This window comes from Neisseriaceae bacterium CLB008, assembly GCA_041228285.1.
Taxonomy (GTDB): domain Bacteria; phylum Pseudomonadota; class Gammaproteobacteria; order Burkholderiales; family Neisseriaceae; genus JAGNPU01.
The window spans coordinates 1,394,642-1,421,146 of sequence record CP166133.1; the positions used below are offsets into that span (position 1 = coordinate 1,394,642).

General features: G+C 50.5%; 22 protein-coding genes. 15 read left to right on the top strand and 7 right to left on the bottom strand.

Features of this window, described 5'->3' with window-relative positions; genetic code table 11:
• The first annotated feature begins 13 nt into the window (after positions 1-13).
• From AB8Q18_06420 to AB8Q18_06450, 7 genes are all read left to right on the top strand, one after another.
• On the top strand, positions 14-1,408 hold the full coding sequence (locus tag AB8Q18_06420) for a TolC family protein (GenBank protein XDZ52692.1): 1,395 nt from the start codon (positions 14-16) through the stop codon (positions 1,406-1,408).
• Between the two features lie 12 nt (positions 1,409-1,420).
• A complete protein-coding gene (locus tag AB8Q18_06425) occupies positions 1,421-1,750 on the top strand; it encodes a hypothetical protein (GenBank protein XDZ52693.1) in 330 nt (109 codons plus the stop codon).
• Between the two features lie 213 nt (positions 1,751-1,963).
• The gene (locus AB8Q18_06430; GenBank protein XDZ52694.1) at positions 1,964-2,974 is read left to right on the top strand and encodes an iron ABC transporter substrate-binding protein; all 1,011 of its coding nucleotides are present in this window, start codon (positions 1,964-1,966) and stop codon (positions 2,972-2,974) included.
• Between the two features lies 1 nt (position 2,975).
• Positions 2,976-3,995, top strand: a complete 1,020-nt coding sequence (locus tag AB8Q18_06435) for a FecCD family ABC transporter permease (GenBank protein XDZ52695.1) — start codon at positions 2,976-2,978, stop codon at positions 3,993-3,995.
• Complete coding sequence (locus AB8Q18_06440) at positions 3,988-4,752, top strand: ABC transporter ATP-binding protein (protein ID XDZ52696.1); 765 nt, start codon at positions 3,988-3,990, stop codon at positions 4,750-4,752. The genes AB8Q18_06435 and AB8Q18_06440 overlap by 8 nt, the downstream gene beginning before the upstream one ends.
• A gap of 10 nt (positions 4,753-4,762) precedes the next feature.
• A complete protein-coding gene (locus tag AB8Q18_06445; GenBank protein XDZ52697.1) occupies positions 4,763-5,551 on the top strand; it encodes a class I SAM-dependent methyltransferase in 789 nt (262 codons plus the stop codon).
• A gap of 54 nt (positions 5,552-5,605) precedes the next feature.
• Positions 5,606-7,783, top strand: a complete 2,178-nt coding sequence (locus tag AB8Q18_06450) for a TonB-dependent receptor plug domain-containing protein (protein ID XDZ52698.1) — start codon at positions 5,606-5,608, stop codon at positions 7,781-7,783.
• Here AB8Q18_06450 and phnX read toward each other — a convergent pair.
• The 5 genes from phnX to AB8Q18_06475 are packed head-to-tail and all read right to left on the bottom strand — an operon-like array spanning position 7,780 to position 13,064.
• Complete coding sequence (phnX, locus tag AB8Q18_06455) at positions 7,780-8,565, bottom strand: phosphonoacetaldehyde hydrolase (GenBank protein XDZ52699.1); 786 nt, start codon at positions 8,563-8,565, stop codon at positions 7,780-7,782. The genes AB8Q18_06450 and phnX overlap by 4 nt on opposite strands.
• Before the next feature lie 6 nt (positions 8,566-8,571).
• A complete protein-coding gene (phnW, locus tag AB8Q18_06460) occupies positions 8,572-9,657 on the bottom strand; it encodes a 2-aminoethylphosphonate--pyruvate transaminase (GenBank protein ID XDZ52700.1) in 1,086 nt (361 codons plus the stop codon).
• 15 nt (positions 9,658-9,672) lie between these two features.
• On the bottom strand, positions 9,673-10,671 hold the full coding sequence (locus AB8Q18_06465; protein ID XDZ52701.1) for an ABC transporter substrate-binding protein: 999 nt from the start codon (positions 10,669-10,671) through the stop codon (positions 9,673-9,675).
• Positions 10,672-10,696: 25 nt separating this feature from the next.
• On the bottom strand, positions 10,697-12,319 hold the full coding sequence (locus tag AB8Q18_06470; protein XDZ52702.1) for an ABC transporter permease subunit: 1,623 nt from the start codon (positions 12,317-12,319) through the stop codon (positions 10,697-10,699).
• Entirely contained in the window at positions 12,300-13,064 is a 765-nt protein-coding gene (locus AB8Q18_06475) for an ABC transporter ATP-binding protein (GenBank protein XDZ52703.1), read from the bottom strand. Before AB8Q18_06475 ends, AB8Q18_06470 begins: the two co-directional genes overlap by 20 nt.
• 673 nt (positions 13,065-13,737) lie before the next feature.
• Here AB8Q18_06475 and AB8Q18_06480 point away from each other — a divergent pair.
• The 4 genes from AB8Q18_06480 to AB8Q18_06495 all read left to right on the top strand — a co-directional run bounded on the left by AB8Q18_06480 (position 13,738) and on the right by AB8Q18_06495 (position 19,089).
• The gene (locus tag AB8Q18_06480; GenBank protein XDZ52704.1) at positions 13,738-14,838 is read left to right on the top strand and encodes an autotransporter outer membrane beta-barrel domain-containing protein; all 1,101 of its coding nucleotides are present in this window, start codon (positions 13,738-13,740) and stop codon (positions 14,836-14,838) included.
• 41 nt (positions 14,839-14,879) lie between these two features.
• Entirely contained in the window at positions 14,880-15,404 is a 525-nt protein-coding gene (locus AB8Q18_06485; protein XDZ52705.1) for an OmpA family protein, read from the top strand.
• A gap of 304 nt (positions 15,405-15,708) precedes the next feature.
• The gene (locus AB8Q18_06490; GenBank protein ID XDZ52706.1) at positions 15,709-17,178 is read left to right on the top strand and encodes an APC family permease; all 1,470 of its coding nucleotides are present in this window, start codon (positions 15,709-15,711) and stop codon (positions 17,176-17,178) included.
• A 135-nt stretch (positions 17,179-17,313) separates the two neighbouring features.
• A complete protein-coding gene (locus AB8Q18_06495) occupies positions 17,314-19,089 on the top strand; it encodes an ABC transporter ATP-binding protein (GenBank protein ID XDZ52707.1) in 1,776 nt (591 codons plus the stop codon).
• A gap of 60 nt (positions 19,090-19,149) precedes the next feature.
• On the opposite strand, the gene AB8Q18_06500 is transcribed toward AB8Q18_06495, so the two are convergent.
• Positions 19,150-19,980 (bottom strand): CoA ester lyase, encoded by an 831-nt coding sequence (locus AB8Q18_06500; GenBank protein ID XDZ52708.1) that lies wholly within the window; start codon positions 19,978-19,980, stop codon positions 19,150-19,152.
• Positions 19,981-20,357: 377 nt separating this feature from the next.
• On the opposite strand from AB8Q18_06500, the gene AB8Q18_06505 reads away from it, so the two are divergent.
• From AB8Q18_06505 to AB8Q18_06515, 3 genes are all read left to right on the top strand, one after another.
• Entirely contained in the window at positions 20,358-20,546 is a 189-nt protein-coding gene (locus tag AB8Q18_06505; protein XDZ52709.1) for a hypothetical protein, read from the top strand.
• Positions 20,547-21,725: 1,179 nt separating this feature from the next.
• Entirely contained in the window at positions 21,726-22,958 is a 1,233-nt protein-coding gene (locus AB8Q18_06510; protein ID XDZ52710.1) for an MFS transporter, read from the top strand.
• Between the two features lie 3 nt (positions 22,959-22,961).
• The gene (locus tag AB8Q18_06515; GenBank protein ID XDZ52711.1) at positions 22,962-23,222 is read left to right on the top strand and encodes a DUF2164 domain-containing protein; all 261 of its coding nucleotides are present in this window, start codon (positions 22,962-22,964) and stop codon (positions 23,220-23,222) included.
• A gap of 444 nt (positions 23,223-23,666) precedes the next feature.
• Here the strand turns inward: AB8Q18_06515 and AB8Q18_06520 are convergent, their stop codons facing one another.
• A complete protein-coding gene (locus AB8Q18_06520) occupies positions 23,667-25,184 on the bottom strand; it encodes a cation:proton antiporter (protein ID XDZ52712.1) in 1,518 nt (505 codons plus the stop codon).
• A 370-nt stretch (positions 25,185-25,554) separates the two neighbouring features.
• On the opposite strand from AB8Q18_06520, the gene AB8Q18_06525 reads away from it, so the two are divergent.
• Complete coding sequence (locus AB8Q18_06525; GenBank protein ID XDZ52713.1) at positions 25,555-26,346, top strand: alpha/beta fold hydrolase; 792 nt, start codon at positions 25,555-25,557, stop codon at positions 26,344-26,346.
• Positions 26,347-26,505: the final 159 nt, after the last annotated feature.

Sequence of the window (26,505 nt, forward strand, 5' to 3'; positions counted from 1 at the left end):
AAAGTATTTGGTGATGAAGCCTAGATTGCACAATACGCGTTTAACCACGCTTGGCGCCTCTTTGTTGGCCTTAGCCCTCTTGGGCGGCTGTGCCAGCATTCAGCCCCAGAACAACACCACGCTGACTCAAGCTTTACACTATGAGCAGTTAGATCTTGGCCGCTATGCGCCTAATGAGCAATGGTGGCGTGTGTATCAAGACCCACAGCTGGATGCTTTAGTGGAGATGGCGCTGGCGCAGAACATTGACTTGGCCAAGAGCGCCATCAACGTCAATAAGGCGCTGTATCAGGCGAGATTAGTGGGCGCCGAACTGGTGCCCAGCTATTCTGCCGGCGCCAACGCCTCGGTGCGAGATCAGCTTAAAACCGGCGATGCGTCCACCCGTACCTTTGGCGGTAATGTGGGCATCAGCTATGAAGTAGACTTGTGGCGTCGTTTGAGCGACAGTGCCAATGCGCAGCAGTGGGCCTATCAAGCTACGGTGGCGGATAAAGAGGCCACCCAGCTTGCTTTAGTGAATAATGTGGTGGATGCTTATTATCATCTACATTATTTGCAGGCGGCGATTCGCTTGAGTGAAGACAATCTAAAGCAGCATCAGAAGATTCAGCAGCTGAATCAAGTGAAGTATGCTGCCGGTAAAATCGATAAAATCGCCTATGTGCAAGCTGGCCAAACCGTTTTAAGCACCCAAAACAGCTTGCTGGACCTCAATACCCAGCGTAAAACTGCAGAGCAAGGCTTGCGCGATTTGCTCAACCTTGGCCCAACGGCGGCGCTGCCGATTCAATACCGTGATTTTGCCAGCGTCTTGATTCCTCAGGTGGATTTAAACGTACCTTTACAGGTGTTGGCGAATCGCCCCGATTTGCGTGCCGCAGTGTATCGCCTAGAGCAGGCGAGTAGTCAACTAAGCGCGACGGAAAAAAGCTGGTATCCCAGCATTTCTTTGAGCGGGGCGATTAATGCTTCTTCCGATCAGTTTCGTTCGGCGTTTAACGTGCCGGTAGGGACTTTGGGGGTCACCCTGAATCTGCCGTTTTTGAACTGGCATAAAATCCGCTGGAACATCAAAATTTCAGAGGCCGAGCGAGAACAGGCTCAGCTTAGCTTTAGCCAAAGTTTGGTGACGGCTTTAAATGAAGTCGATGTGGCCTACAACGCCTACCGCAATGCGCAGCAGATCAGCCAAAATACCGTGGCCAAGCTGGCCCTAGATCAAGAGAGCACGCGTTATTATAAAATTCGCTATGACTTGGGCAAGAATGAGTTTAAAGATTGGCTAGGGGCGATTAATACCCAAAACAGCTCTGAACTGGCGGTGCTGAATAATCGCTATCAGCTCATTAAACAGGCCAATACGATTTATAAGGCCATGGCTGGGCGTTATGCCACCGCCGATTAAAAAGGGAAGGTCATGAGCGGCGTGCGTAAATTTCGACAGGTTAAAAATAGGCGCTTGGTGGTGGACGATGTGGCTTTGGTGTACAGCATCATTGCCTACGATCAAGTGGTCAAAGTGCGTTTTTATCATGAACGCAAAACGCCGTTCTTGGAAATAGGGTTTGATTATCCCACGCTGTGGTCGGTGGACGTTTATCGGCCAAAGGTTTTGGCCGAGCTGGTGCGGTTGCACCATGCCTTGGCTGGCCCAGGAACAGCCGGCTTGAGCGTAGTCACGCCGGCTCAGTCAACTTTATGGGCGCCGCGGCTCGCAGCCATCGAACCACCGCTTAGTTTAGGTTAGCCGCTACGGCTATCTGCTTCCCATCAACCGCCCTTGAGGCGGTTTTTTCATGCGTGTTCTACGCCATCTGGCGTATGTTCATCACCGCGGAACCTCTTTAAGATGCCTTCATTCATCATCTGACCAGAACACATGATAAGGCGCTACCGGCTGCGTCGGCCTACAGGGCCCGCATACGGTGGCTTTTTTAATGGTTCGTCGAGGAAACCGCGCATGCAACGTCGTCTCTTTTTACACGCTCTGATAGGGCTGGCCTTAAGCCTGTGGTTGCCATTGAGTGGGGCCGCTACCCAGCAGTTACTCTATGTTTACGGCACCTTGCCGACCAATAAACCGATTACCCGGGTGATCAGTGCAGGGGGGCCAGCTGACGTATTGCTGTTGAGCCTGGCGCCTGAAAAGCTGTTGGGCTTGGCCTCAGCCAATAATGATCCTAAACGACGTGCTTATTTTACGCCTAGCGTAGCGAAATTGCCTACGCTAGGGCGTTTGTCTGGGCGTGGCAGCACTTTACCCATAGAAAAGCTGATTGCGCTGAAGCCTGACGTCATCATTGATGTAGGCAATGTCACGGCCTCCTACCGTTCTCAGGCGCAGCGCTTGGCGGCCCAAACCAAGATTCCCTATGTTTTGGTGGATGGCCGTCTGGCCGATGCGCCGCAGCAGCTGCGTGAAGTGGGTCAGCTATTGGGCGTGCAGGCACGGGCCAATGCGCTGGCAACCATGGCGCAAGAGATTCTAACCAGCGCTCGCCAAAGCGCTGCGGCGCACAAGGGCAAGCCCTTACGGGTGTATTTTGGCCGGGGCAGCGATGGTTTGGAGACCGGCTTGGCAGGCTCGATTCATTCTGAGGCCATTGAATATCTAGGCTTAACCAATGTGGCGCGTGCCGGCGGCCAAAAAATGCTGACCCGAGTGTCGCTGGAACAGGTGTTGCTGTGGCAGCCAGAGGTCGTGTTGACCCAAGATCCTCAGTTTTATCAAAGCTTGGCCAAGCATAAAGTTTGGCAGGGCGTGCCGGCGCTGAAAAATCAACGAGCGTATCTGGTACCGACCTTACCTTATGGCTGGCTCGATGGCCCGCCGAGCATCAATCGTTTATTGGGGGTGCTGTGGTTACAGAAAACATTGCTGAACGACCTCAGTCAGCCTGCTTATGAGGCTAAGGTCCAGCGTTACTTTAAATTATTTTATGGCCATGACTTAGCCAAAGGGGCGTTTTAGCATGCGTGCTGTGTATGGCATGAAGGCGCGTCTGGCTTTGCCGCCGATTGCATTACTGATTGCGGTGGTGGTGGCCTTTGGTTCGGGGCAGTTTGCCGTCAGCCTGCCCGAGCTATGGGGCTATGTGATGAGTTTAGTCGTGTCGGGTCCGAGCAGTGAAGCGAGTGCCACCGTAGAAACCATCATTGTGCAGATTCGTCTGCCGCGTATTTTGGCGGCGGTCTCGGTAGGGGCGGCTTTGGCCGTTGCGGGAACAGCCTATCAGGGCATGTTTCGTAATCCGCTGGTGTCGCCGGATATCTTGGGCGTCTCTGCTGGCGCGGGCTTAGGCGCAGTGGTCGGGATTTTTTTAGGCCTGTCTATGCTGTGGGTGCAGCTGTTGGCGTTTGTCGGTGGCCTTGTGGCCGTAGCCTTGGTTTATGCCGTGGCGCGATTTGCGCGCCACCACGGCTCGACTTTGGCCATGGCGCTGTCCGGTATTGCTATTGGCTCTTTATTGGGCGCGGGCATTTCGCTATTGAAAATCTTAGCCGATCCCTATACCGAGCTGCCGTCCATCACCTTTTGGCTTTTAGGTGGCTTAAATGCGGTGACCTTGGCCGATGTCGCCACGACGGTGCCGATTATGTTGCTGGGGCTGGTGCCGCTGATCTTATTGCGTTGGCGCATGAATGTTCTCAGCCTGAGTGATGAAGAGGCCACGGCCTTGGGCGTTAACGTGGTGCAAACGCGGCTGTGGTTTATTTTGTCGGCCACGCTGATGACTGCCGCCGCCGTCTCCATCACCGGCATCATCGGCTGGATTGGCCTCGTGATTCCGCACATTGCCCGGTTGTGGGTTGGGCCCAATTTCACCCGTTTGCTGCCAACGGCTCTCTTTATGGGCGCGGCGTTCTTGGTGTTAACCGATACCTTGGCGCGCACGCTGGCGTCGATAGAGCTGCCGTTGGGCATTCTGACTTCGTTTTTGGGTGCGCCGTTCTTTTTGAGCTTATTGATGAAGGGCGGGCGTCATGGTTGAGCTTTCATTAGAGTCGCTGTCGACCGGCTATCGTGGCCACATCGTGGGGCAGAACCTCAGCTTTACGGTTGCTGCTGGTGAAGTCACCTGTCTGTTAGGCGCCAACGGCTGTGGCAAAACCACGCTCTTGAAAACCTTATTAGGCCTATTGCCGCCGCTGGCGGGAACCGTGTGGCTAGGGCAACAGCGCCTCTCGGCCATCAGTGCCAAGCAATTGGCTCAATGGGTTGGCTATGTGCCACAGGCACAGTCGGATCTGTTTCCCTATACCGCACTGGAGATGGTGTTGATGGGGCGCACGGCGCATGTGTCGTGGCTCAGCACGCCTGGGCCTAAGGATAGGGCCATCGCTCTAGATTGTTTGCGCCAGCTGGGCATTGAACATTTGGCGCAGCGGCGCTATCCCCAGCTCAGCGGTGGTGAGCGCCAGCTGGTGCTGATTGCCCGTGCCTTGGCGCAGCAGCCACAGCTGTTGATCATGGATGAACCCACGGCCAGCTTAGATTTTGGCAATCAAATTCGGGTTTTAGCTGTGATCGAGCGTTTAAAAGCGCAGGGCTTGGCCATTTTATTGACCACCCACCAGCCCGAGCATGCCCACCGCGTAGCCGATCGCGTGGTGCTGTTGCATCAGGGCCAAATATTGGCTAATGGCCCCAAAGAGGCGGCTTTAAGCGCTGCTCATTTGGCTACCTTATATGGCTTAGAGGAGTCGTTGATGCGCGACCATCTAGCCTTTTTAACGCCGACTTTTTGAAAGACAACAGATGATTGATGAAATTGACTTTGGCGAACTGTATCGCCAACACGTGGCCTTGGCTGAGCGCCAGCCCAAGCCTGCCAGCGCATGGGATCAACGAGCAGAGGCGATGGCCGCTAGCTGTGCCGATCCAGATAACCCCTATGTTCAGGCATTTATCGCCAAGATGAAAATCGAAGACGCCACCAGCCTATTGGACGTGGGCTGTGGTCCAGCCACGATTTCTTTGCCTTTAGCGCATCAATTTGAGGCCGTTTATGGCCTAGATTACAGCTCTGGGATGTTGGCCGTTGCGAGCCAGCGCGCGGCGCAGATGGGCATCACTCAGTTTCAGCCAATTTTGAAGTCATGGACCGATGATTGGGCTGATGTGCCCGTATGCGACATCGTGGTGGCTTCGCGTTCGACCATGTGTGTCGATATGGCGGATGCTTTAGCCAAGCTGAGCCAAAAGGCGAGAAAGCGGGTGTACACCACCCATACGGTAGATAAGCATTTCCTAGCCCCCGACATTGTGGCCCGCTTGGGCCGCGATGGGGTTGGGTTTCCGAATTATCTGTACGCCGTCAATATTTTGGCCCAGATGGGCTATATGCCTCAGGTTTCTTATATTGAAACGCCGTTTGAAGCCAAACGAGTGCCCGCTGTAGACGATTTTATTCGTTCCGTTTCTTGGTCGATTGGGGCACTAAGCCCTGAGGAAATCGAAAAACTCAGCGCTTATTTTCACGGCGATTATCAACAGCAGCCCTTACAGCGCTCACGCGTCTGGGCCTTTGTGTCTTGGGATGTTTAACCCCTAACCCTTCTTTAATTTATTGCAGCCTATCGATACTCAAGGATGACCATTTTGTCACAACACACTTTACCGCCTAAGCGGATCAATATGCATGTTTTATACGCTTTAAGCGTCCTGTCTAGCGCCGCCTGGGCACAAAACCCAGACAACACCGCTACCGAAGCAGCTGAATTCCAGCTCGGTACCATCACCGTCTATGGTCAGGCAAAAGACCCTGCCGCCGCTTTGGAGCAGAAGATTGACCAAAAGCGCATTCAGCAACTGGAAGCCAAAGACGTAGGCCAAGCCTTGGCGCACTTGCCAGGCGTGCAGTGGCATGCGGCTTCTGGCCGGCGCCATGAATCCAGCATCAGCATCCGCGGCTACGGCAGCGGCGATGTGCCCATCTACATTGATGGCGTGCCGGCCTATGTACCCTATGATGGCATGATGGACTTAAGCCGTTTTCGCACCGAAGACGTGGCCAGCATTAAGCTGGCTAAGGGGTATAGCTCAGTAATTTATGGCCCTAATGCCTACGGTGGCGTCATCAACGTGGTGTCGCGCAAGCCCAGCAAAGCGTTTGAAGCGGAAGTCATGGCCGGTGCCTTTACCGGCAAGGGCTTTGAATCCAGCATTCATCTGGGTACCTTGCAAGAAAAATGGTATGCCCAATTGAGTACCGCTTATGCGGAACACGACTATACGCGCGCGGCGGCTAAGTTTCATGGTGTTGATGATGGAGATGGATATAAACAACCGTCTGAGCAGCGCATCAAAGACACCGATCGCAAAAGCATGATGGCACGCGATAAAAAAATCAGCTTCAAGCTAGGCTTTACGCCAAATGAAACCGACGAATACGCCCTGAGCTATTTAAAGCAAGAAGGCCGCCAAGGCCCCAAAGACACCGATAAAGGCTTTGTACCGACTACGTTTAGCTGGCCAGTTTGGGACCGAGAAACCGTGTCGCTGGTGTCGCACACCCAACTGGGCGAACACAGCTACGTCAAGCCTCGTCTGTATTACGATCAATACCAAAATGCCTTAGTCGGCTTTTTGGGTAAAAAAGCTGGTGCGGGCGCTAAGCCATCCCCCAACGCCAGCCGCTACGATGATTACGCTTGGGGTGGCTCGGTTGAGTTCGGCACCCAGATCGTGCCGAATAACACCTTAAAAGCGCTGGTGTACTATAAGTTTGACCATCATGGCAGCTATGACACCCTGGGTCTGAGCCAAACCAAAATAGCCGGTACCGAGCAAACGGTGGAGCAAAAAACCTGGTCGTTTGCCCTAGAAGACACGCATCGTTTTAACGAGCAATGGGAAGCTCAGCTGGGCTTGGCCTACAGCAAGCGTAAAATGGGCAAAATCGAGCAGGGCGATAACCGCTATAACCAAATCTTTGAGCAGGCCCATCCCAATCGCAAAGATTGGCTCAGCCCCGATATTGACACTTTAGATCCGCAGTTGGCGATTGTGTATCGGCCCAATGAGCAAGGCCGATGGTATTACAACATCGCTAAAAAAACTAAGTTTCCGACCATTAAGCAGCAGTTTTCAGGCTTTGGGGGCGATAAGCTGATCTGCCCTGATAACGCCAAAAAATGCAGCAACAATGCCAAAGTGCCGCTGATTATTTTACAGAATCCTGACTTGAAGCCAGAAACCGCGATTCATCAAGAGATTGGCTATGCCGGTCAGCCGATGGCTGGGATGAATTTGGCCGCTAGCGTTTATTACAGCCGCACCAAGAACCACATCGAGCGCTCCGACACGGATTTCATCACCTATCCGGGTTATGGCGTGGAGCAAACCGTGAATACTCAAGGGAAGGTGGTGCGTAAAGGGTTTGATCTGAGCGTGGACTATGAGTTTAACTCCTTGTTCGCCGCCAGCTTAAACTATGCTTATTTAAGCATGAAGGATAAGGACGACAGCAGCCATTACTTCCGAGACATTGCCAAGCATACGGGTTCTGCTTTAGCGATTGTGACGCCGGTTGAGGGGGTAAAAATCATGCCGTCGGTGCGTTTTTATTCCTCTAGCGCCGCCGACACGGCAAATTTGAATCGCAACGGTGGCGCTGCGATTGCGGATTTAAAAATCAGCGTGACGCCGCGCAGCCTTAAAAACCTAACCTGGAGCGTGGGCAGCACCAATCTATTTAATAAAAACTACGCCACCTACGAAGATGCCTATCCCAGTGAGGGGCGTAGCTATTACACCAATGTGCGGATGACGTTTTAGGCTTGATTCAGGGCGTCAATAACGCGCACGAGACCACTGGCGTCTTGAATCACAAAATCAGCACCATAAGCCCTATAGGCAGCTTCCGTACGCTGTCTATGGGCTATTTTTTCGTCTTCGTTACAGGCTTGCCATTCTGCTTCGCTTAGGCCCATTTCTGAGCTGCCCTCGACGATGCCGACCGTCCAAACGCCGGCCGCTTTGCCTTCGGCGATGTCGCTGGCCGTATCGCCCACTTTAATGACGCTGGCGACGTCGCTCAAGCCTAAGACCTGCATGTTTTGAAAAATCATATACGGATAAGGCCGGCCGTGGCCGTCTACATGATCGGCGCAGCACCAGTGCTCGGGCGAATAGCCTTGGCGCGCCGCTTCTTCGACCACCACCGCCATCATCTTCGCGTTGTAGCCGGTGGTAGAGCCAATTTTCAGGCCGCGTGCTTTCAACATGTCTATGGTGTCTAGAACGTGGGGTTTGGGGCTGGCGTAGTCACTTAAGCTGGCCATCAATTGAGCTTCAAATTGACCATACATCAGATCGATGTCGGCCTGGGTAAAGGAACGGCCGTGGGCGGCTTGGAACAAAGCCTCGATGCGCGGCATCATCAGTATGGTCTCAATGTGGTCGCGCTTGGCCATGCCCATAGGCACCCGCGTTTCGTCTAAAGTCACGGCCATGTCCCAGCGCTGAAAAGTGTCTACAAAAGCCTGTACTGGGGCCATGCAGCCAAAATCAACGGTGGTGCCGGCCCAGTCAAAAATAACGCCTGTAATCGCTGCCATGATGGCTTACTCCTGTAAAAAGTCTTTAATGATATTGGCCACGCGCACGATGTCTTCGGCGTAGATCTCGCCAATATTGCCAAGCCTGAACGTATCCACTTCGGTCAGTTTGCCTGGATAAATGGCATAGCCACGGGCTTTAACGTAGGCGTAGAGCTGGGCAAAGTCAAAGTCATCGTGGGGGAATAAAAATGTGCTGATAAAGGGCGATTGATGTTCTGGCTTTAGGTAGGGCCGAATATTGACTTCAGCCAGTAGCTGGCGCAGTAAGGCGTTATTGCTGGCGTAACGTTGCTGGCGCGCGGTAATGCCGCCCTCGGCTTCTAGCTCTTTCAGTGCTTGGGCAAAGGCCAAGACGGTGTGGGTCGGCGACGTAAAGCGCCATTTGCCATCTTGCTCCATGGCCTCATGCTGGGCATGCAGGTCTAGGCTCAGGCTACGGGCATGGCCCTTGCTGGCCGCCAGCTTGTCGCGCTTGGCTAAAATGAAGGCAAACCCAGGCACGCCTTGAATACATTTATTGGCGCTGCTGATGAGGTAGTCAATGTGCCAGGTCGGCATGGGGATGTCGATGCCGCCAAAGCTACTCATGGCGTCAACGATGAAGGTTTTTTGGTGTGCATTTACCACCTTACCGACGGCGGCGATGTCGTTCAAAATACCGGTAGTGGTTTCGCAATGTACCATGACTACGTGCTGGATCTCTGGTTGGGCCGTAAGCTTAGCCGCGATGGCCGCGGCATCAATGGGCTCATGATAGGTCTGTGCCAGCACGACGTGCTTGATACCGGCATAGTTAAGCATGTCGACGATGCGTTCACCATAGGCACCGTTGCTGGCCACCAGAACGGTCTCGTCGGCCTTTACCACGCTGGTCAACACCGACTCCACGCCAAAGCTGCCGCTGCCTTGCATCAACACAGCAGTGTAGTCGCTGTTTGGGGCGTGGGCCAGGGCCAGCAGCTGCTGGCGGATGTCGCGGGTGATGATTTTGTAATCATCGTCCCAAGTGCAGTGATCGACCATCATGGCGGCCTTAACGCTGGTGCTGGTGGTTAAGGGGCCGGGGGTCAGTAATTTATACGCTAACATGAAGAATCCTAAGCCTTATGGTTTTTGGTTGTGAAAAAATGCTTTGTGCTGTTCTAGTAAGTCTGTGGTCAAGGGCTGGGCAAATTGCTTGGGGTGGGCCGAGCGCTGGCTGGCGTCGGTGGTCTCACCTTCGTAGAGGGCATTTGGATAGTATTTAATCAAACCCTTGCGGCCTTCTTTAACGATGATCTCGGCCATTTGTCTGGCCAAGGGATTGGTTTTGTCGCCTTTGTCGACGACGGCCACAGCTTCCGTAAGGGCAAAGTTGCCTTCAGTCGGGTCCACTAAATCAATCGGTAGGCCTTTTACCTTATCGGCCACTACCTGTTGGCGTAGGCCAAAACCAAGGGCCACTTCACCGGCACGGGTTTTCTTGAGCGGGGCTGAGCCAGATTGTTCGACGTGAGGGCCGGCGTTGTGGATGATGCTGTTCATGACGTCCTTACCAGCAGGGCCGTCGCCGTAGGCGCTGACGATGGCTTGGGTCAACAACCAGGCGGTAGAGGAACCGTTAGGGTCGGAAATCGACACCAAATCTTTGTACTCGGGCTTGCCTAAGTCTTTCAGCGAAGTAGGCTTGGCCAGATTCTTGGCGGCCAACTCCTGCGTATTGACGATGATGGTGCCTTCTTGGCTGGTAATCGGGGCGTAAAAATCAGGGTAGGCGGTTAAGGTTTTGCGCTCAAACGTCAGCGGCACAAACATTTGGTTTTGGGCTTGGGCACTGTCTAGAAAATACGAGCTCATGGTGACCATGTCGGCCTCGATGTTTTTACCCTCGGCTAAGAGGCGCCCGCCCAGTTCGGAGGTACCAAAGGTTTGCATCAGGTATTTGCCTTCCATGCCTGCACCATTTAAGGCATCGGCCATGGCGGTTTTAGCTTCGTCATCGGCATTGGTGTAGATGATGATTTGTTCATTGCTGGCCGTGGTGCCGTTGTCGCTGCCGCCGCAGGCACTTAGCAGTAAGGCAACAGAGCAGGCTAGGGTCAGTTTTTTTAGGGTTGAGTGCATGGTGTGTCCTTTTCGTGAGTAAGGTTTAACGAGTGCTTAGCTTGCTGCTGGCCTTCATAATGGCCAAGAGGGCTAGATTGGTGAGTAAAATAAAAATCGACAGAATAAAAATTTCATCAAATTTAGCAAAATGCTGTAATTCTTTAATCTTGGTGGTGATGACCATGGTGCGGGCGCCAGTGATGAAAATCACAGCACTAACGGTAACCATGGCGTTGATGAAAAAATAGGTGAACATATGGGCCAGCGTCGTCTTGGCATTGGGCAGCAGAATGCGCCATATGGTTTGTAACCAGCGATCGCCCATTAAGGCTGCCGTGCTTTCCCAGTTGTGGTTCATTTTGCCTAGGGCGTTCTTGGCCATGAGGTAAGGCGTTGAGAAAAAGTGCACGATGTTACACAGCACGATGATCATCAAAGTGTTATGCAGGCTGGTGCCGGCAAAAATCAGTAGGAAGGCAATGCCCAAAACCATGCCCGGTACGCTACTGGTAATCAGAATCAGGGCTTCCATGATGGTTTTTAAACTCTGAGCCATGCCTGAGCGTGCCGTGGTCAGGGCCGCGCCAAAGGCCAAGATCGTGCCCAAAACCGCCGTAGCTAAGGCGACCCATAACGCGTTTTGATACACGGTCATCATGGTGTGGGAGGTCAGTACGTCTTTCAATGCAAAAGCGTTGAATCTCAAGATGTAGGGCCAGTTTTCCGTCATTGGCGCAATGAACATCACCAAGAAGATGGCCATCATCGCGGTGACGATTAGCGTGGCGAGGCCGCCAAAAAGCCAATCCTGTACGGGTGAGCGAGGCAGCTCTAACTGCGAGACTTTTTGATAGCGGATGTTGTAGCGCTCTAGGTATTGCAACAGGGCAATGCTGATGAGTGAGGGTGCCAGCATGAATAAAGCGATCACGGCGCCGCGTTCAAACGATGGATTGACCCCTAGCATCTCTTGATACAGATGCGTGGCCACGACCTCAAAGCGTCCGCCTACCGAAGCGGGAATGCCATAGTCGGTAAAGGATAAGAAAAAGGCCTGAATCAATGCCGCCGCAAACGTGCCCAATAATGGCCGCAACAGCGTGGTGCGGCATCGGCGCCAAGCGCTGTCCTGCATGACGATAGAGACCACCACAAACTTCTTATCTAAATACCTAAAAGTATTGTTAATCAAGATAAAGCAGATGGGTAAGGTATAAAGTGTATAGCCCAGCAGTAAGCCTTTAAAGCCGTAGATGTCGCTGAATATTTGCACCCCAATGATTTGCGTGAGTAAACCTTGCTTCCCAAAGGTATAGATGATCACAAAGCCGTAGGTGATGGTGGGCAGCAGCATGGGAAACTGAGCCAGCATGTACAGGGTTTTCTTTAGCCATTTGGGGATATGGGTCATATTGACGGCATAAGCCACGATGAAGGCTAAAAACGTGGCCAGAAAAGCGGTGCTGATCGACACCACAAGGCTATTTTTAAACGCTTGGATGAAGCTGGGGTTGTGAAGCATGCTGCTAAAGTGAGCCAAACCCCAACCCGTATCGAGGTGAAATGCGCGTTGCAGCAAGACGGCCATCGGGCCTAAGAGAAAAACCGCAAATACCAGCAGTACGACGGCGTAGATTAACTTTAGCTCAGGCTGTTTGTGGTTCATCTACTGCTCCAAACAAGTGCAAAATATTGTGACGCTTAATGTGTAGCTGATTCAAAATAAATGAAGAGATAAAGTCATTAGCTGGCCGATGGATGATCTCGGCAGGAGTGCCGTATTGAGCGATTTGGCCTTCATTTAAAATTAAGATTTTGTCCGACAGCGTCATGGCTTCTTCGGGGTCGTGGGTCACGATTAAGGTGGTGAGCTTGAGGGTTTTGGCGATGGTTTTAATGCGCTCTTTAATAGATTCTTTAATGACGCCATCTAAAGCGCTTAAAGGCTCATCTAATAGCAAAACCTTAGGCTGCATGACCAAGGTACGGGCTAGGGCAACGCGTTGTTTCTGGCCACCAGACAGTAGGTCAATGTTTTTGTCTAAGTGGGGGGCCAAGCCTAATAACTCGATCAACTCATCAATGTGGGCTTGGTCTGGCTTGATTTTGAGGTTTCTTAAGCCGTATTCAATATTTTTGCGGGTGCTTAAATGGGGGAATAAAGCATAGTCTTGAAACACAATATTAAAGCCACGCTGGTTCATGGCCTTGTGGCTGACGTCTTCACCTTGGAAAACAATTTTACCGGCGTCACCCGTGACTAGGCCCAAGATCATGTTTAAAAGAGTGGTCTTGCCGCAGCCGGAAGGCCCTAAGATGGACACGATGGCCCCTGGCTCTACGTCAAAGCTAATGTTGGCGAGCACGGGGTGCAGGCCATAGCTTTTGCTGATGTTTTGTAAGGACAGCATGTCATTCGACTCCTGTGTGCGCTGACGTTAATTAAGAGGGGTTTCGGGACTAGATGCCCAGTACCTGAATCATTGCGAGTGAGTATAGAGAGGGAATGTGACAGGGATGTGAACATAGCTTTAGTGAATATAGGGCTTCATTATTTTGTCATGGTTGGTGAAGGGGCTGAAAAGGATAGAGACTTAATGGACAGAAGGCGAAAGCATGATGTGACACTATGATGACGAAGTGAACACAGTGGACTCTACGGGAGGGATCATCACGTGTTCATTCATGAGAAGTCCCATTCATATAGACCCCAATTACCACACTTATGGGCAGTTATGGCCCATAAGTGTGGTTTTTTTGTCATATATCTCAGCTGTTTAGGCTGTAAGTGTGGTGTATAGGGTCTAGACGGCCATGTCATGAGGCTTAAAAAGTGAAGATTACGCTGTGAAAATAGGGGTTTAAGCTGTTATTTTAGCTTTGGCATACTGAATGACATGACTTTTTGTCATATATGGTACTAGTATAAAACGGCATGATGGATCAACACTCTAAAGTATTGATGGCATGAGTTTATTTTTTGCTTGAGTTCTTTGTGACATGGTTTCTATTTTAGACACGACAGGGTTGTTTGCTCATCGGAGCAGAGATGTTTGGTGCTCCGTTTCATAAAGGAAGAACGCTATGAATCAGATCGATAAAGCCAATTGGCAGACGACAGAAGATGGCCGTATGCTGGCCCCTAAAACCGTCGCTCTAGCCGTGACCATGGCGCTAGCCAGCCCTGCCGTCTGGGCCGCTGAGCCATTTGCACCTGAAATACCCGGTTATGCTCAAATGGCTAATGCCAATACGGAAATGATTTACACGAATATAGGGAGCCTGCATCAGCGCGTTGGGGAGAATCAAGTCATGGCTTGGGATGACTGTAGCCAATGTCAAAATCAAGTAGATGCCCAAACCTGGGGACGACTCTACGGCAAGCGATTAAAGCAAACCGGTAAAGAACAGTTCGATAGCGACATCAGCATGTATGGCTTCCAGCTAGGACAAGACCTCAGCATCAACGTCGACGAAGCCACCGGTAGCCGCCGCCATACGGGCATCATGGCATCTTATGGCTATGGCAAGACCAAGTTCTTTGACCAAAAGGGTGCCCATCACGAGGATGAGAAAACCGGTACGGCCAAAAGTCACCTTGGTTCATTAGGCCTGTACTCAACCACTTATGCGAAAAACGGCACCTATTTAGATTTGGTCGGCCAAGTAAACTATGTTCGCAATAAGTATAAGCTGGAAGAAGGCGATGGAAGCGTCAAGCAAAATGGCTACGGCGCGGCCTTGTCGGCTGAAATCGGTCGCCCATTCCAGTTGGGCGAATCGCGTTGGTTAGTCGAGCCTCAGGCACAGTTAACCTACCAGTATCTACGATTAAAAGACCCGAAAGATGATGCTTTAGACGTTGATCAAAAGAACACCCACGCCGTGCGCGGGCGTTTAGGGGCGCGTTTGGCCTATAACGCACCAACCGAAGCGTTCCGCACCAAAACATTCTATACCTCGTTTAATGTGCTGCATGATTTCATCAAGCCCGCTAAGGTGAATTTAGAAGGCGTGGCGCTGCGTGAGCGCTACGGCAATACTTGGGGGGAAGTTGCGGTAGGGATGCAGCTGCCGATCGCGAAGTCGGCCTATCTATACGCGGATGCCCGTTACGAGCATTCATTTGACGGCGCCAAGCGTGAAGGCTACGGCGGCACCCTCGGTTTGAAACACATGTGGTAAGGCGTTGTTTAACAAAGCCGTTAGAACGTAAAGGATAGATTATGAATACCAAAACCATGGTGAAATTAAGCCTTTTGGGCAGTGCCTTACTGTTAAGTGCCTGCGGTAGCCTAAAGGATGTCAATAATAGCTGGTGTCCCACTCCTGCGGCGGCAGTACCCGTAGCGCAAAGTGAACGCATCAATGTTTCTGCCGACGCCTTGTTTAAGTTTGATCGCTCTGACCTCAACGACATGCTCCCAGAAGGGCGGCGCGTCTTGGATGAACTGGTGAGCCGAATCAACGAAGGTTATGTACAAATCGCCAGTATTGACCTTACGGGGCACACCGATCGGCTAGGCCCCACAACTTACAACCAAAAGCTTGGTTTGGCGCGGGCGCAAACCGTACATGACTACTTAAAGTCTAAAGGCATTAATGCAGCGATGACGGTAAACAGCGCGGGGGCAAACGAACCTGTGACAACCAACTGTGTGGGCAATAAGGCCACGGCCGAGCTTAAAGCGTGTTTACAGCCAGATCGTCGCGTCACTTTGGACATCAAAGGGGTTAAAAAACTGCAATAGGCTTTATGAAGACACCAACCGCCGCCCTCTGGGGCGGTTTTTTTGTATCCAGCGCTGTGGGTATGGGGCTGTTGGGCATGATCAGGATTAGGCTATTTTGAATCAAAATGCTGCAACGGCACACAATGATGTAAGACAAATAAAGAAAATTGAGGCGATTGCTGGCGTAAGGAGCACTCAAGACGCATTAGATTTAAAAACGAAGCATTCTAGACGGCCATTTATTTTTGCTTTTTACCCCTAAGTGGCACTATGATGGCCATTTTGTTGCGATTGTTGCAGCACACTCAAGAAGGAAGTCATCATGCCAGAGGCAGTTGGCCTAGCACGTTCGCTGGGTTTAAAAGAAGCGATTACCCTAACGGTGGGCACCGTGATTGGGGTGGGACTATTCACCGTTGGCTCCAGCGTGGTGGGTACATTAGGCAGCGCCACTTTTTATGCGACCTTGGTGGCGCTATTGGTGAGTATTTTTCCAGCCTTGATTTATGGTGAACTGGGTGCGGCCATGCCTTACGAAGGCGGTACCTATCAATATGCGACTCGTGGCATCAACAATTTTTGGGGCATGCAGGCAGGCTGGAGTTTTGTGATCTCCTTGATCGCGGTGGCCAGTGCGGAAGCCTTAGCGTTTTCGTTTTATCTTAAAACCCTGTTTGAAGTCATTGGCCTGCCGTTGAATCTCGATGATCGCATCATCGCCGTTCTGGCGGTGTCGATTTTCATTGTCATCAACTGGCGTGGGGTGAAGCTGTCGGGCAAGCTGCAAAATGCGTTTATGTTTTTCTTCTGGGGCGTGGCCATCGTGTGGTTCATCAGCATGTGGTCTCACCTCGACTTTGCCAACTATCAAGCCGTGGTGCCTTTGGGCGCAGGCAATCTAGACGTTGCAACCTTTATCGCCGCCACGGGCTTGGTTTGGTGGTGTTTTGCCGGTTTCGAAACCTGCTGCTCTTTGGGCTCTGAAATCAAGCATCCTCAGGTCAACATTCCGCGCGCCTTATTATTAGCACCGTTTATTGTGTTCATTGTTACCGCCAGCTTTCAGTGGTTCTTAATCGGCATTGTGCCGCCAGAAAAATTAGCCATGCTGGTGGCGGCAGAAGCGCCTTACGCTGAAGCCATGAAGCAGGCTGGTATTTTAGGCTTTCCCTTGATCATGCTGTGCTTGGGCATCACCATTGGCGGTAACTTTTCAACCTTAAACCCAAGCGTGGCGGCGCCTGCACGTTATTTGTTCAGTATGGCTAAAGACGGCGTCTTACCGGCGGCCTTGGGTAAGCTACACCCGCGCTTTAAAACCCCACACGTGGCGGTGGCGTTTATGGGCGTGGTGATTGTGGGCTTGATCAGCACTAAATCCATTATTTACATTGCCTCACTCAGCCTGTTTGCCGATCTGTTTTACTACGTGATTGGCCTCGTGGCGTCGATTTTCTTGCGCTGGCGCTATCCGGACATGCCGCGTCCATTTAAAGCGCCGATGGCGATTTTCGGCGCCGTATTCAGCGTGCTGGTGTATTTGATTTTGATGTCGCAGTTAGATCGCGCGGCCTTCATCAGCGGCTTCTTGTGGTGTGTCTTAGGTGGCGTGATTTATTTTGCCCGCAGTCATAAGCGAACCAAATTTGGTAAGCCGGTGTTTGTGACGCCAGAGGCCATTTCACCAGAGGACAAGCGCCAACTAGACGCCGAGTTCAAAATATGGGCAAGCGTGGTGTTTGGCCTGTTTGCCGTGGTGGTGATAGGCTACCTTATCAGCGCCTATTATTAATTGTTTTACGAGCCAACGGCCAGCTTTGCTGGCCGTTTTTGCCTCTACTGTGCGACATAAATGCGAGTATTGCTCAGTTGTCTTTTGTACTATAGTTAATCATTCTTAATATCTTTTGGTGCAGCGCTAAACCTTATGACTTTATTTGAACTGTTTCGCAATCTACGCAGGTTTGTACGGCCTTACCGCTGGCTGGTCATGGCCACTTTAGTCTTGACGTTTATTGGTGCTGGAGCCGCTCAGGTGAATGCCTTAGTGCTGCGCTATGTGGTCGACACCATCAGCACCATGGTGAATGAAGGGCAGGGCTTAGCCGAAGGTGGCCAGCTACTGTTGGTCATCAGCGCTATTTTATTGGGCAAAGAGTTAATCAGCGCCGTGGTGCAGTTTGGGCAAAAGTTCTACGGTGAACGGCTGCGTATTTTGGTGTCGCAAGATTTAGCCCAGGCCATTATTGTTAAAATCCTCACCTATAAGCTGTCATTCTTTGCCGATAATGACAATGAGGCGGGCCGATTACAAACCCGGATTGATGGCGGCATCGGTAGCCTGACGCGGCTGGTGCAAAACTTTTTCATCGACATCTTGCCGCTGTTTGCTAACTCCTTAATGGCATTGGCGCTGATGTTTTATGCCAATGTTTACGTTGGCTTAGTCGGCCTGTGTATCATCCCGGTTTATTTTTACATTTCCAAGCGCCAAGCCAGCAAGCTAAAAGGCTGGCGCCGCACCCTTAGGCGCGATCGAGAATCTAAAAGCCAAGGCATCATCAGCATCATTGATTCGATCACCGTGATTAAGTCGTTTAACCGCGAGCAGCAAGAAGGCACCAAACAGCTGAATCTGCAAAAAGACTTAACCGACAACCAGCTGCAAACGCGACGATTAAGCTTTCTTTTTGATGGTTTAAAGTCGTTTGTAGAACAGTTTGGCGTGGTGTTGGTGATTATTCTCACCGCTTATTTGGTACTCAAAGGCGACATGACCATTGGCGCCATCATGTTCCATATTTTATTGTTTAATAATGTCTCGGCGCCGATCCGCCAGCTACATCGTATTTACGATGAAATGAACGATGCCCTGATTTACTCGGAAAGCTATTTTAAAATTCTCAACGCCGAAGAAGAAACTGAGCAGACCGGTGATTATCAGGGCGAGACACCTAGGGGCGAGTTTGTCTTACAAAACGTCGACTTCACCTACCCGAACGGCACGAAAGCCCTGCACAACGTCAATATGACCATCGCCAAAGGCAAAATCACCGCTTTAGTAGGCCTCTCTGGCGCCGGTAAAAGCACTTTGATCAGCCTGCTGGATAAGTTTTATCAGCCTGATTCGGGTTCCATTACGCTAGACGGCGTAGCATTAGAGGATTACGACACCCGTTTTTTGCGTGATCACATTGGCTTGGTGCTGCAAAAAAACCATATTTTCAGCGGCAGCATTGAAGAGAATATTCGCTATGGCGACGCTGCCGCCAGCTTTGAGGACGTTGTTGCCGCGGCAAAAAAAGCCTATATCCACGATCAAATCATGGCCCTGCCTGATCAATACCAGTCGCGTGCGCTACAGCTTTCAGGCGGCCAGCAGCAGCGCATTGCCATTGCCCGGATGTTCATTAAAGATCCACCGATTATTTTCTTGGATGAACCGACCGCCAGCCTCGATGCGGTGGCTACCGAGCAAATCAAAAATAGTTTAGATGCGATCAAAAAAGACCGCACCGTGATCATGATTTCGCACAGTATTTCGCAAATCATTGATGCAGACTATATGTATGTTTTAGAGGATGGTCGCGTGGTGGAGTCGGGCACGCATGAATCTATCTACGCAGAAGGCGGTAGCTATACCAAGATTTTCGACGCCATGGCGCGTAGCCTAAATTTAGACAAAATCACCCAGAAAATGTAGCTATGCTCGGCCCTGCCTCAGTCTCAGGGTTGGCGCCGCGCCGCTGAAACCGAGCAGGCGTTATTGATTAGCTTGGGCCAATAAGCGCCTAGCGCGAGCAATCACGGGTGCATCAATCATTTCACCATCGAGTTGAAAAGCCACTTGGCCGCGTTCATCGGCCGCGATCACGACCGCCGAGGCCCAGGCCAAGAGTGCAGGGTCTGGCTGTAAATGGGCGTGTACTGAGGCAATTTGGCGTGGATGAATGCACAACATGCCGGCAAACCCCATTTGTTGCCAAAGCTCAACCCTATGGCTTAGGCCTGCCTCATCGTTAAAATCGGGATAAACCGTATCAATTGGCGCAGCGAGATCGTTAACCTGGGTGTGCAGCAGAAGCTGATAACGAATTTGATGCATGATGAAATCGCCACCTGGGGTGTCGGGCGTCACGCCCAGAGCGTGGGCCAGATCTAAAGCGCCAAAACTGAGCCGACTTAGGCCTTGGGCTTGGGCAATTTGAGGCAGATTAATTAAGCCGCGAGGAGATTCGATGAGGGCGATGATGGGCTTGTTTGTCTTTTTGGCAACTGCCTCAACGTCAGCCATGCGCTCAGCCTTGGGTAATAAAACGCCGACAATGCCTTCACAGTGCTGACAGGCCAGCACATCATCTGCATGATAGGCGCTGTGTGCTGCATTCACGCGCACCCAAACCTTGATGGCCGGTTGGGTCGCCAAATAGGCTATAGTAGCCGCTCTGGCTTGGACTTTATCTGCATCAGCCACCGCGTCTTCCCAATCCACCACCACCGCATCGGCGCCAGTATTGATGGCCTTTTCAATGCGCTCAAGGCGTGTAGCAGGCACAAACAAAAGGCTACGCAAGGGTAAAACGACAGCAGTCATGTCAGTGCTCCTAATAAAGATGTTGAAACCGCCCATAAATGGGCCATAGTGTCTAGAACCGTTCTTGACCAATACCGCAGCGCTGCATGGGTTCAAGCACAGTATAAAGGATAAATCCAGATTCTTGAGCATATAAGACTATTAGCGGCCTAGAATAGCTTGGCCAAGGTGACACTAATGGCGGTTATTGGGTGGCTAAGCGGCTTGGCCGTGTTTTGTCTTTGTCGTGTTAAATTGTTTTCGTTTTTAATAAGTATTTCAATTTAAACATATTAAATAAAATATAATGTTGACATTGTCATTAAAAAGGCCTCATGATTATTTATTTCGGGCACAGGCTCGCTCAGCACCTATAAATAATGACAAGGGGAGGTCACATGGCGGTGAAACAAAGCAGTATGGTTGGGGCCGTTGTGGGCGGCATCGTGGGCGCGATATTAGGGGGCGTAATCGGTGGGGTCACGCAGGGGGATGAAGGGGCCATTTTAGGCGCGATATTAGGCATGGTAATAGGCGTTTTAGTGGGCATCGTCGTGGCGATGGCTGTAGTGGACGAGGCCGCTTAACGGGTTTTTTTAATCGCGAAGCTGCCTTAAAGAGTCGATCAAAAAGCGGTTGTGCCATTGCTTATTGTCGCGGGCTAAGTAGGCCGGCCACATCAAACACCCAGAGCAGTCAGCGTCCTAGAATTTTTTACCCTAAGTTAAAGGGGGCATTGGTCGCCACTCGGCTGTTGTTTTTGGCTCAGAGGGATGGATTTGCCGTCGTGGCCGTAAGGGCAATAGCCGATTAATGTTCAGGCATGCTGGCATTCATGGGGCGACAAGGCAGGTAAAATGGCTTAAAGTTCGAGGCTGAATGTATTTAAATCAAAGCGAGCATCCATCAGCATGAACCTTCAACGGCCTAGATGGCTTCAGTTTTGTCTTAGGTTAGGCCAATTAATGTGGCTTGCCCTAACCACGCTATGGCTTTTAGGCTTTATTGATTTTAGCTATCCCTTCATCGCCATAATCTTAGTGTGGGGCAGTACTGGACTGATTGGGCACCGCCTGTATCAGGCAATCAGAGCCATTGGCTCATCCTTGAGCCGTCAAATAATGCTTTGGGCAGGGGGTAGTCTCATTTTAGTCGTGTGTTTATGGCCCCTTATGATGTGGGTTTCGGGTCAATCGCCACGATGGACGAACCGCTGGGTTTGGCCTACGACCCATGCGCAAGAGGGCAGTAGTGGGGTATTTTGTGCATTACAAAGTCCACTTGGCACCGGCACAGGGCGACATCGCTTCATCGTGGGCCACACGTTAGGGCCGTTCGCTACATGGATTTGGCTAGAGCATGATTTATCATTTCGTTGGGTGGATCAGTCTATCGACCAGCCAACACAGCTGATTACTCGGCTAGGGCTTCATCAACGTCAGCTAGGCCCTTATTTTAACCAGGCACGCTGGCATAGGTTTGGTCTGTGGTTGGGCTTGCGAGACAGCGTACAAAGCATACGGTGTACCGTCGGGATCGAGGCAGATGCAGAAGGATCAGGCCCATCATGAATGTCGTCTACGGATAGGGATTTATTATTATCGTTATAATTTAACATAACGCATTTAATAGGTTGCTAAAATAATCAGGCTACTGAACGGATACAGACAATAGTCACCAACAAAGAAGGGCAGGAGGCTGTTCAAGCGCCAGCATTGAGGTGTAAGATCAACGGCTAAAACCATCTAACCCAATAAAAATAGCCCATGTCTACAACCACCCACTCTAAATCAGCCACGCCACCCATCAAACCACAGAAAACCGTATTCAAAATCATTGGGGCCATCAGCGTTTCCCACTTGCTGAACGATATGGTTCAATCTCTGATTCTTGCGTTGTATCCCTTACTACAGGCTGAATTTACCCTCAGCTTCATGCAGGTAGGGCTGATCACTTTGACCTATCAAATTACGGCCTCTTTATTGCAGCCCGTCATCGGTTTATACACGGATAAACACCCTCAGCCCTATTCCTTACCCATCGGCATGGGGTTTACCTTAAGCGGCGTTTTGCTGCTGGCAGTCGCCCCCAGTTTCAGTATTGTATTGATCGCAGCCGCACTAGTCGGTACTGGGTCTTCCGTGTTTCACCCCGAATCATCACGAGTAGCACGCATGGCTTCAGGCGGTCGACATGGCTTGGCTCAATCGCTATTCCAAGTAGGGGGCAATTTAGGTAGCTCTTTAGGACCGTTGCTGGCGGCCTTATTGATTGCGCCCTACGGACGTGGCCGAGTGGCGTGGTTTTCTTTAGCGGCGCTACTGGCCATCATTGTGCTGTTGCAGGTTAGCCGTTGGTATCAAGCCCAGCATCGTGTGGCCAAAAGTAAACCCCAAATAGACATCATTAGCCCATACCCACGGGCAATGGTACTGAAATCCATGCTGATTTTGCTGCTGTTAATTTTTTCAAAATATTTTTACATGGCTAGCCTCAGCAGCTACTACACCTTTTACCTAATGGAAAAATTTGGCCTAACCATCCAAAATGCCCAGTTTCACCTGTTTTTATTCTTATTTGCCGTGGCCGCTGGAACGGTTTTGGGTGGGCCGCTGGGCGATAAGATTGGCCGTAAATACGTGATTTGGGGCTCCATTCTCGGGGTTGCACCGTTTACGCTGCTGTTGCCGTATGCGTCTTTATATTGGACGGGGGTGCTGACCATCATTATTGGGTTGATTTTGGCGTCGGCTTTTTCAGCGATTTTAGTTTATGCGCAAGAACTGGTGCCTGGACGCATCGGTATGGTATCGGGCTTATTCTTCGGTTTAGCCTTTGGCATGGGTGGGCTAGGGGCGGCTGTGTTAGGCTATATTGCCGATAAAACCAGCATCGTGTTTGTCTATCAGCTGTGCGCTTATTTACCGCTTCTGGGCATTTTCACACTGTTCCTGCCCAACACCAAAAAATATACCCGCGCAGGTAAAGAAGGAGCGTAAGCGATGACGATTAGCTTAGACAAACACCAAAGAACGCTGTTAGAGGCGTCTTTAGCCAAATACTGTGAGCAAGATCTCAATTTTGAGATAGGGAATCTAGAAACTGCTTTTCTATTAGATTTCATCCTTACTGAGGTAGGCCCAAGCATTTACAATCAAGCTGTGAGAGACGTACAGACGCGGTTACTACAGCGAGTCAATGAAATTGATGCCGAAGTATTTGCTGATGAAACCAGCTATTGGGCCAAAAAACACAAACGCTAATAGCCTATATTGCTCAGACAGGGGTTAATAATGGATATTGTCGTTAAAATTTAACATAACGTATTTAAGTGAAGTAACTTAATATCTAAGCTAACTTAAAGGCCAAGGTTCAGTCTGCAGTAGGGAGGGACCAGTCAGCAATAGGCCTATCGGGCTGACACGTCAAGGTTTAACCATCTTCAAAGCAGCAAAACTCATGCCGTTCATCCCTTTTTAGCCATTCCAAACAGCCCACAATTAATACCCGCGATGCAGGTCGTCCTAAAAAGCCCTGTGTAAAACAATCATAAGATATAGCATAAGCAGCTCTTGATGGGGCCAACTTAATAGGGCAGTTTAACTGCTCTCAACAAGGCGCGCAGTTGCGGCGATCAATCACCCAAAAAAAAACGACTCAGACGAATAAGTCTAAGTCGTTTTAATAGCATATAAAGTAAAGGCGCATTAAAAATTATGAGGATCTTCTAAGCGCTTCACTTTTTCAGCCAGATCAACGTCTGCATCGTCATCTGGCGCTTCGCTGGTTTGATCATCCGTCATTTCTGCCTCTGAGCCCAAGCATTCAGGATTAAACACGGCAATGCTTTCCTTACCGTCAGCGTCTTCAGTCACCACATATTGCAGGCCGCTGCGATTCATCTTGTGGCACATGCGCTGATACCAGCCAGCAAAACCCGTTTTAGGCTCATCCGGATTGTAATAAAAAGCATTCATCACGCCCGGCAGGCCTAGCCCACACACCAAGCCAGACAGCAACACGCAAATAAAAGTATAGCCAATTAAGATATCGCTGTATTCCGCTAGCTGCGGCATATTGGCTACGGCCAAGATAAGGGCCAAAGAAATGCCGCCGCGGACGCCGCCCCAGGACAGGATGGTGAGGCTGCCGTGGTAGCTCTTGCTTTTAACCCGACGAAAGGGAATAAACGCCAAGAAATTGCCGGCAAAACGCGCTAGGTGCAAAATAATAAACGCCACCACGCCACCGATCAGCAAGTTGGCGTGAAAATCAATGATGAACAGCTCCATACCGATCAAGGTAAACAAGAACGAATTAATGATGCCTTCAACCGTATGCCAGAAGTGATTCACTTCGTTGACTTCTTGCTGTGACAAAATTTCCTGCCAGCGATTGCCTACCATGAGGCCCGCTACCACGCTGGCGATTGGGCCAGAAGCGTGAGCATAAAGCGCCACCAAATACGAGCCGGTGGCCAAGAAAGCGGTCGACAAAATCAACGACTCCATTTCGTGTTTGCCCTTTAATAAGCGTAGGACAAACCAACCAAAGGCCATGCCGATTACCACCGCCACAACGATTTCATAGGCTAAATTGGTTAAAGAGCCGATGAAGGTAAAATGGCCCCCTTTGACAATGGCCAGAATCGTCATGAATAAAGCGATACACACGGCATCGTTAAACAAGGATTCGCCTTCTAACTTAACCATGAGGTGATGCGGTGCCTTGACCGAGCTGAGCACGCCTTTAATCCCAATCGGGTCGGTGGCGCCTAAAGCCGAACCAAGCAGCAACAGCACCAAGAGGCCAACGGTGTGGCCGGTGGCCATTTGATAGCCATACAGGGCAAAGCCGAAAAAGAGGGCGCACAGAATCAAGGCAATGCTGGCCAGAATGGCAATGGGTTTAAAATAGGTTTTCAGGTCTGAAATGCGAAACTTAAGCGCCGACGACGTCAGAATGAAACAAATCACGCCATTGATTAAGAAGTCGTAGAAGTTGATGTGGCGCACGGCCGATTCAATTTCATCAATATTAATCTTAATGTAGTCATTTTGGCCAAACAGGCTGACGGCCCATTGCAATAAAAACACAAAAATAGCGGATACAATGGGTACGCCAATAGCGGCTGGCAAGCCTAAAACGCGCTTGTTGAATAAGGTTGTGGCAATGGATAAGGAAAACACCACGGTGAAAATCTGTAAAAAGGAATAGCTGCCCATATGTGATTGGCCTATTGGGTTGAATAAGGACAATTGATCAATAATGCTGAACAATTGTAGGGTATTTTACGTTAAAACCAAGCGGGATAACATGAAATTATGCGTTTAATCGCTGTTAGAGCAGGGTGAACCACTCAACTAGTTGTTTAAAGTCATGATGATTAGGGCGCCAAATTGGCGGGATATGACGAACAGCCTGCCGATGGTTTTGGCAAATAATCCTTTAAATTCAATCTGAACTGATTAAAGTTAGCTTAAGCAATGCTAGAATAGCCTCAACACAACAATCATAAGGCCTAGGCCATTCAGCTTTATCTGAATTCGGCTTAACAAGGTTAAGGCCAGCAAAACACCATAGAGGAGGGTAAGGATGGCGACACTCGCGGTTACAGAACATCGTATTGAAGCAGCCGGCGGCAGCCTGTATGCCAAAGTATGGGCCTATCCCAATACGGCTAGCCCCATTGTTTTAATCCATGAATCTTTAGGCTCGACCCAACAATGGCGCCAGTTTCCGCATGATTTAGCTCAGGCCACGGCCAGAACCGTGATCAGCTATGATCGCTTAGGCTATGGCTTATCTACTGATTATCCAGGTGTTCAGCCGACTAGCTTCATGCTAGACGAAGCGGCCATGTTTGCCCAAGTGCGTGACGCCTTAGGATTCAATGAATTCATGCTCTTAGGCCACAGCGTCGGTGGCGTTATGGCGGCAGTAATGGCTGCAACAAAGCCCACTCAATGCTTGGGCTTAATCACTGCCGGTGCGCCGGCGTATATGGAAGCCAAAATTCGTGCTGGCGTGCTGGCGGCGCAGGCCTATTTTAGTGATTCAGCCCATTTTGAACGTCTGGCCAAACACCATCAGCACAAAACCGAATGGGTCTTGAATTCTTGGATAAACAATTGGTTAAGAAAAGATTTTGAGGGCTGGGACATTGATCAATACCTTAGCCAGCTGGCTTGTCCCATACTCAGCATTCAGGGTGAGCATGATGAATACAATAGCGCCGCCCAAGCGCAGCGTTATCAAGGCTTATCTGCGTATCGCAATGAGATTGCAGTGTTGTCTGACTGCGGCCACGTACCACACTTAGAACAGCCAGAACCGATGATTAAGGCCATCAAAGGCTTTATTCAAGCCCATATCAGCGCGCATTAGAGGCAGTGTCTGGTACGTAGGCTTGATTATGTTAAATTTAAGATCAGGTTAATGGCTAGATTGACCACGAAGGATTAAGGCGACATCTACTTATTTTCTTCATGGGCCACGTGCTTGAGCGTATGCCATACTGTTTGGCACGCATGACTTGAGCGCATA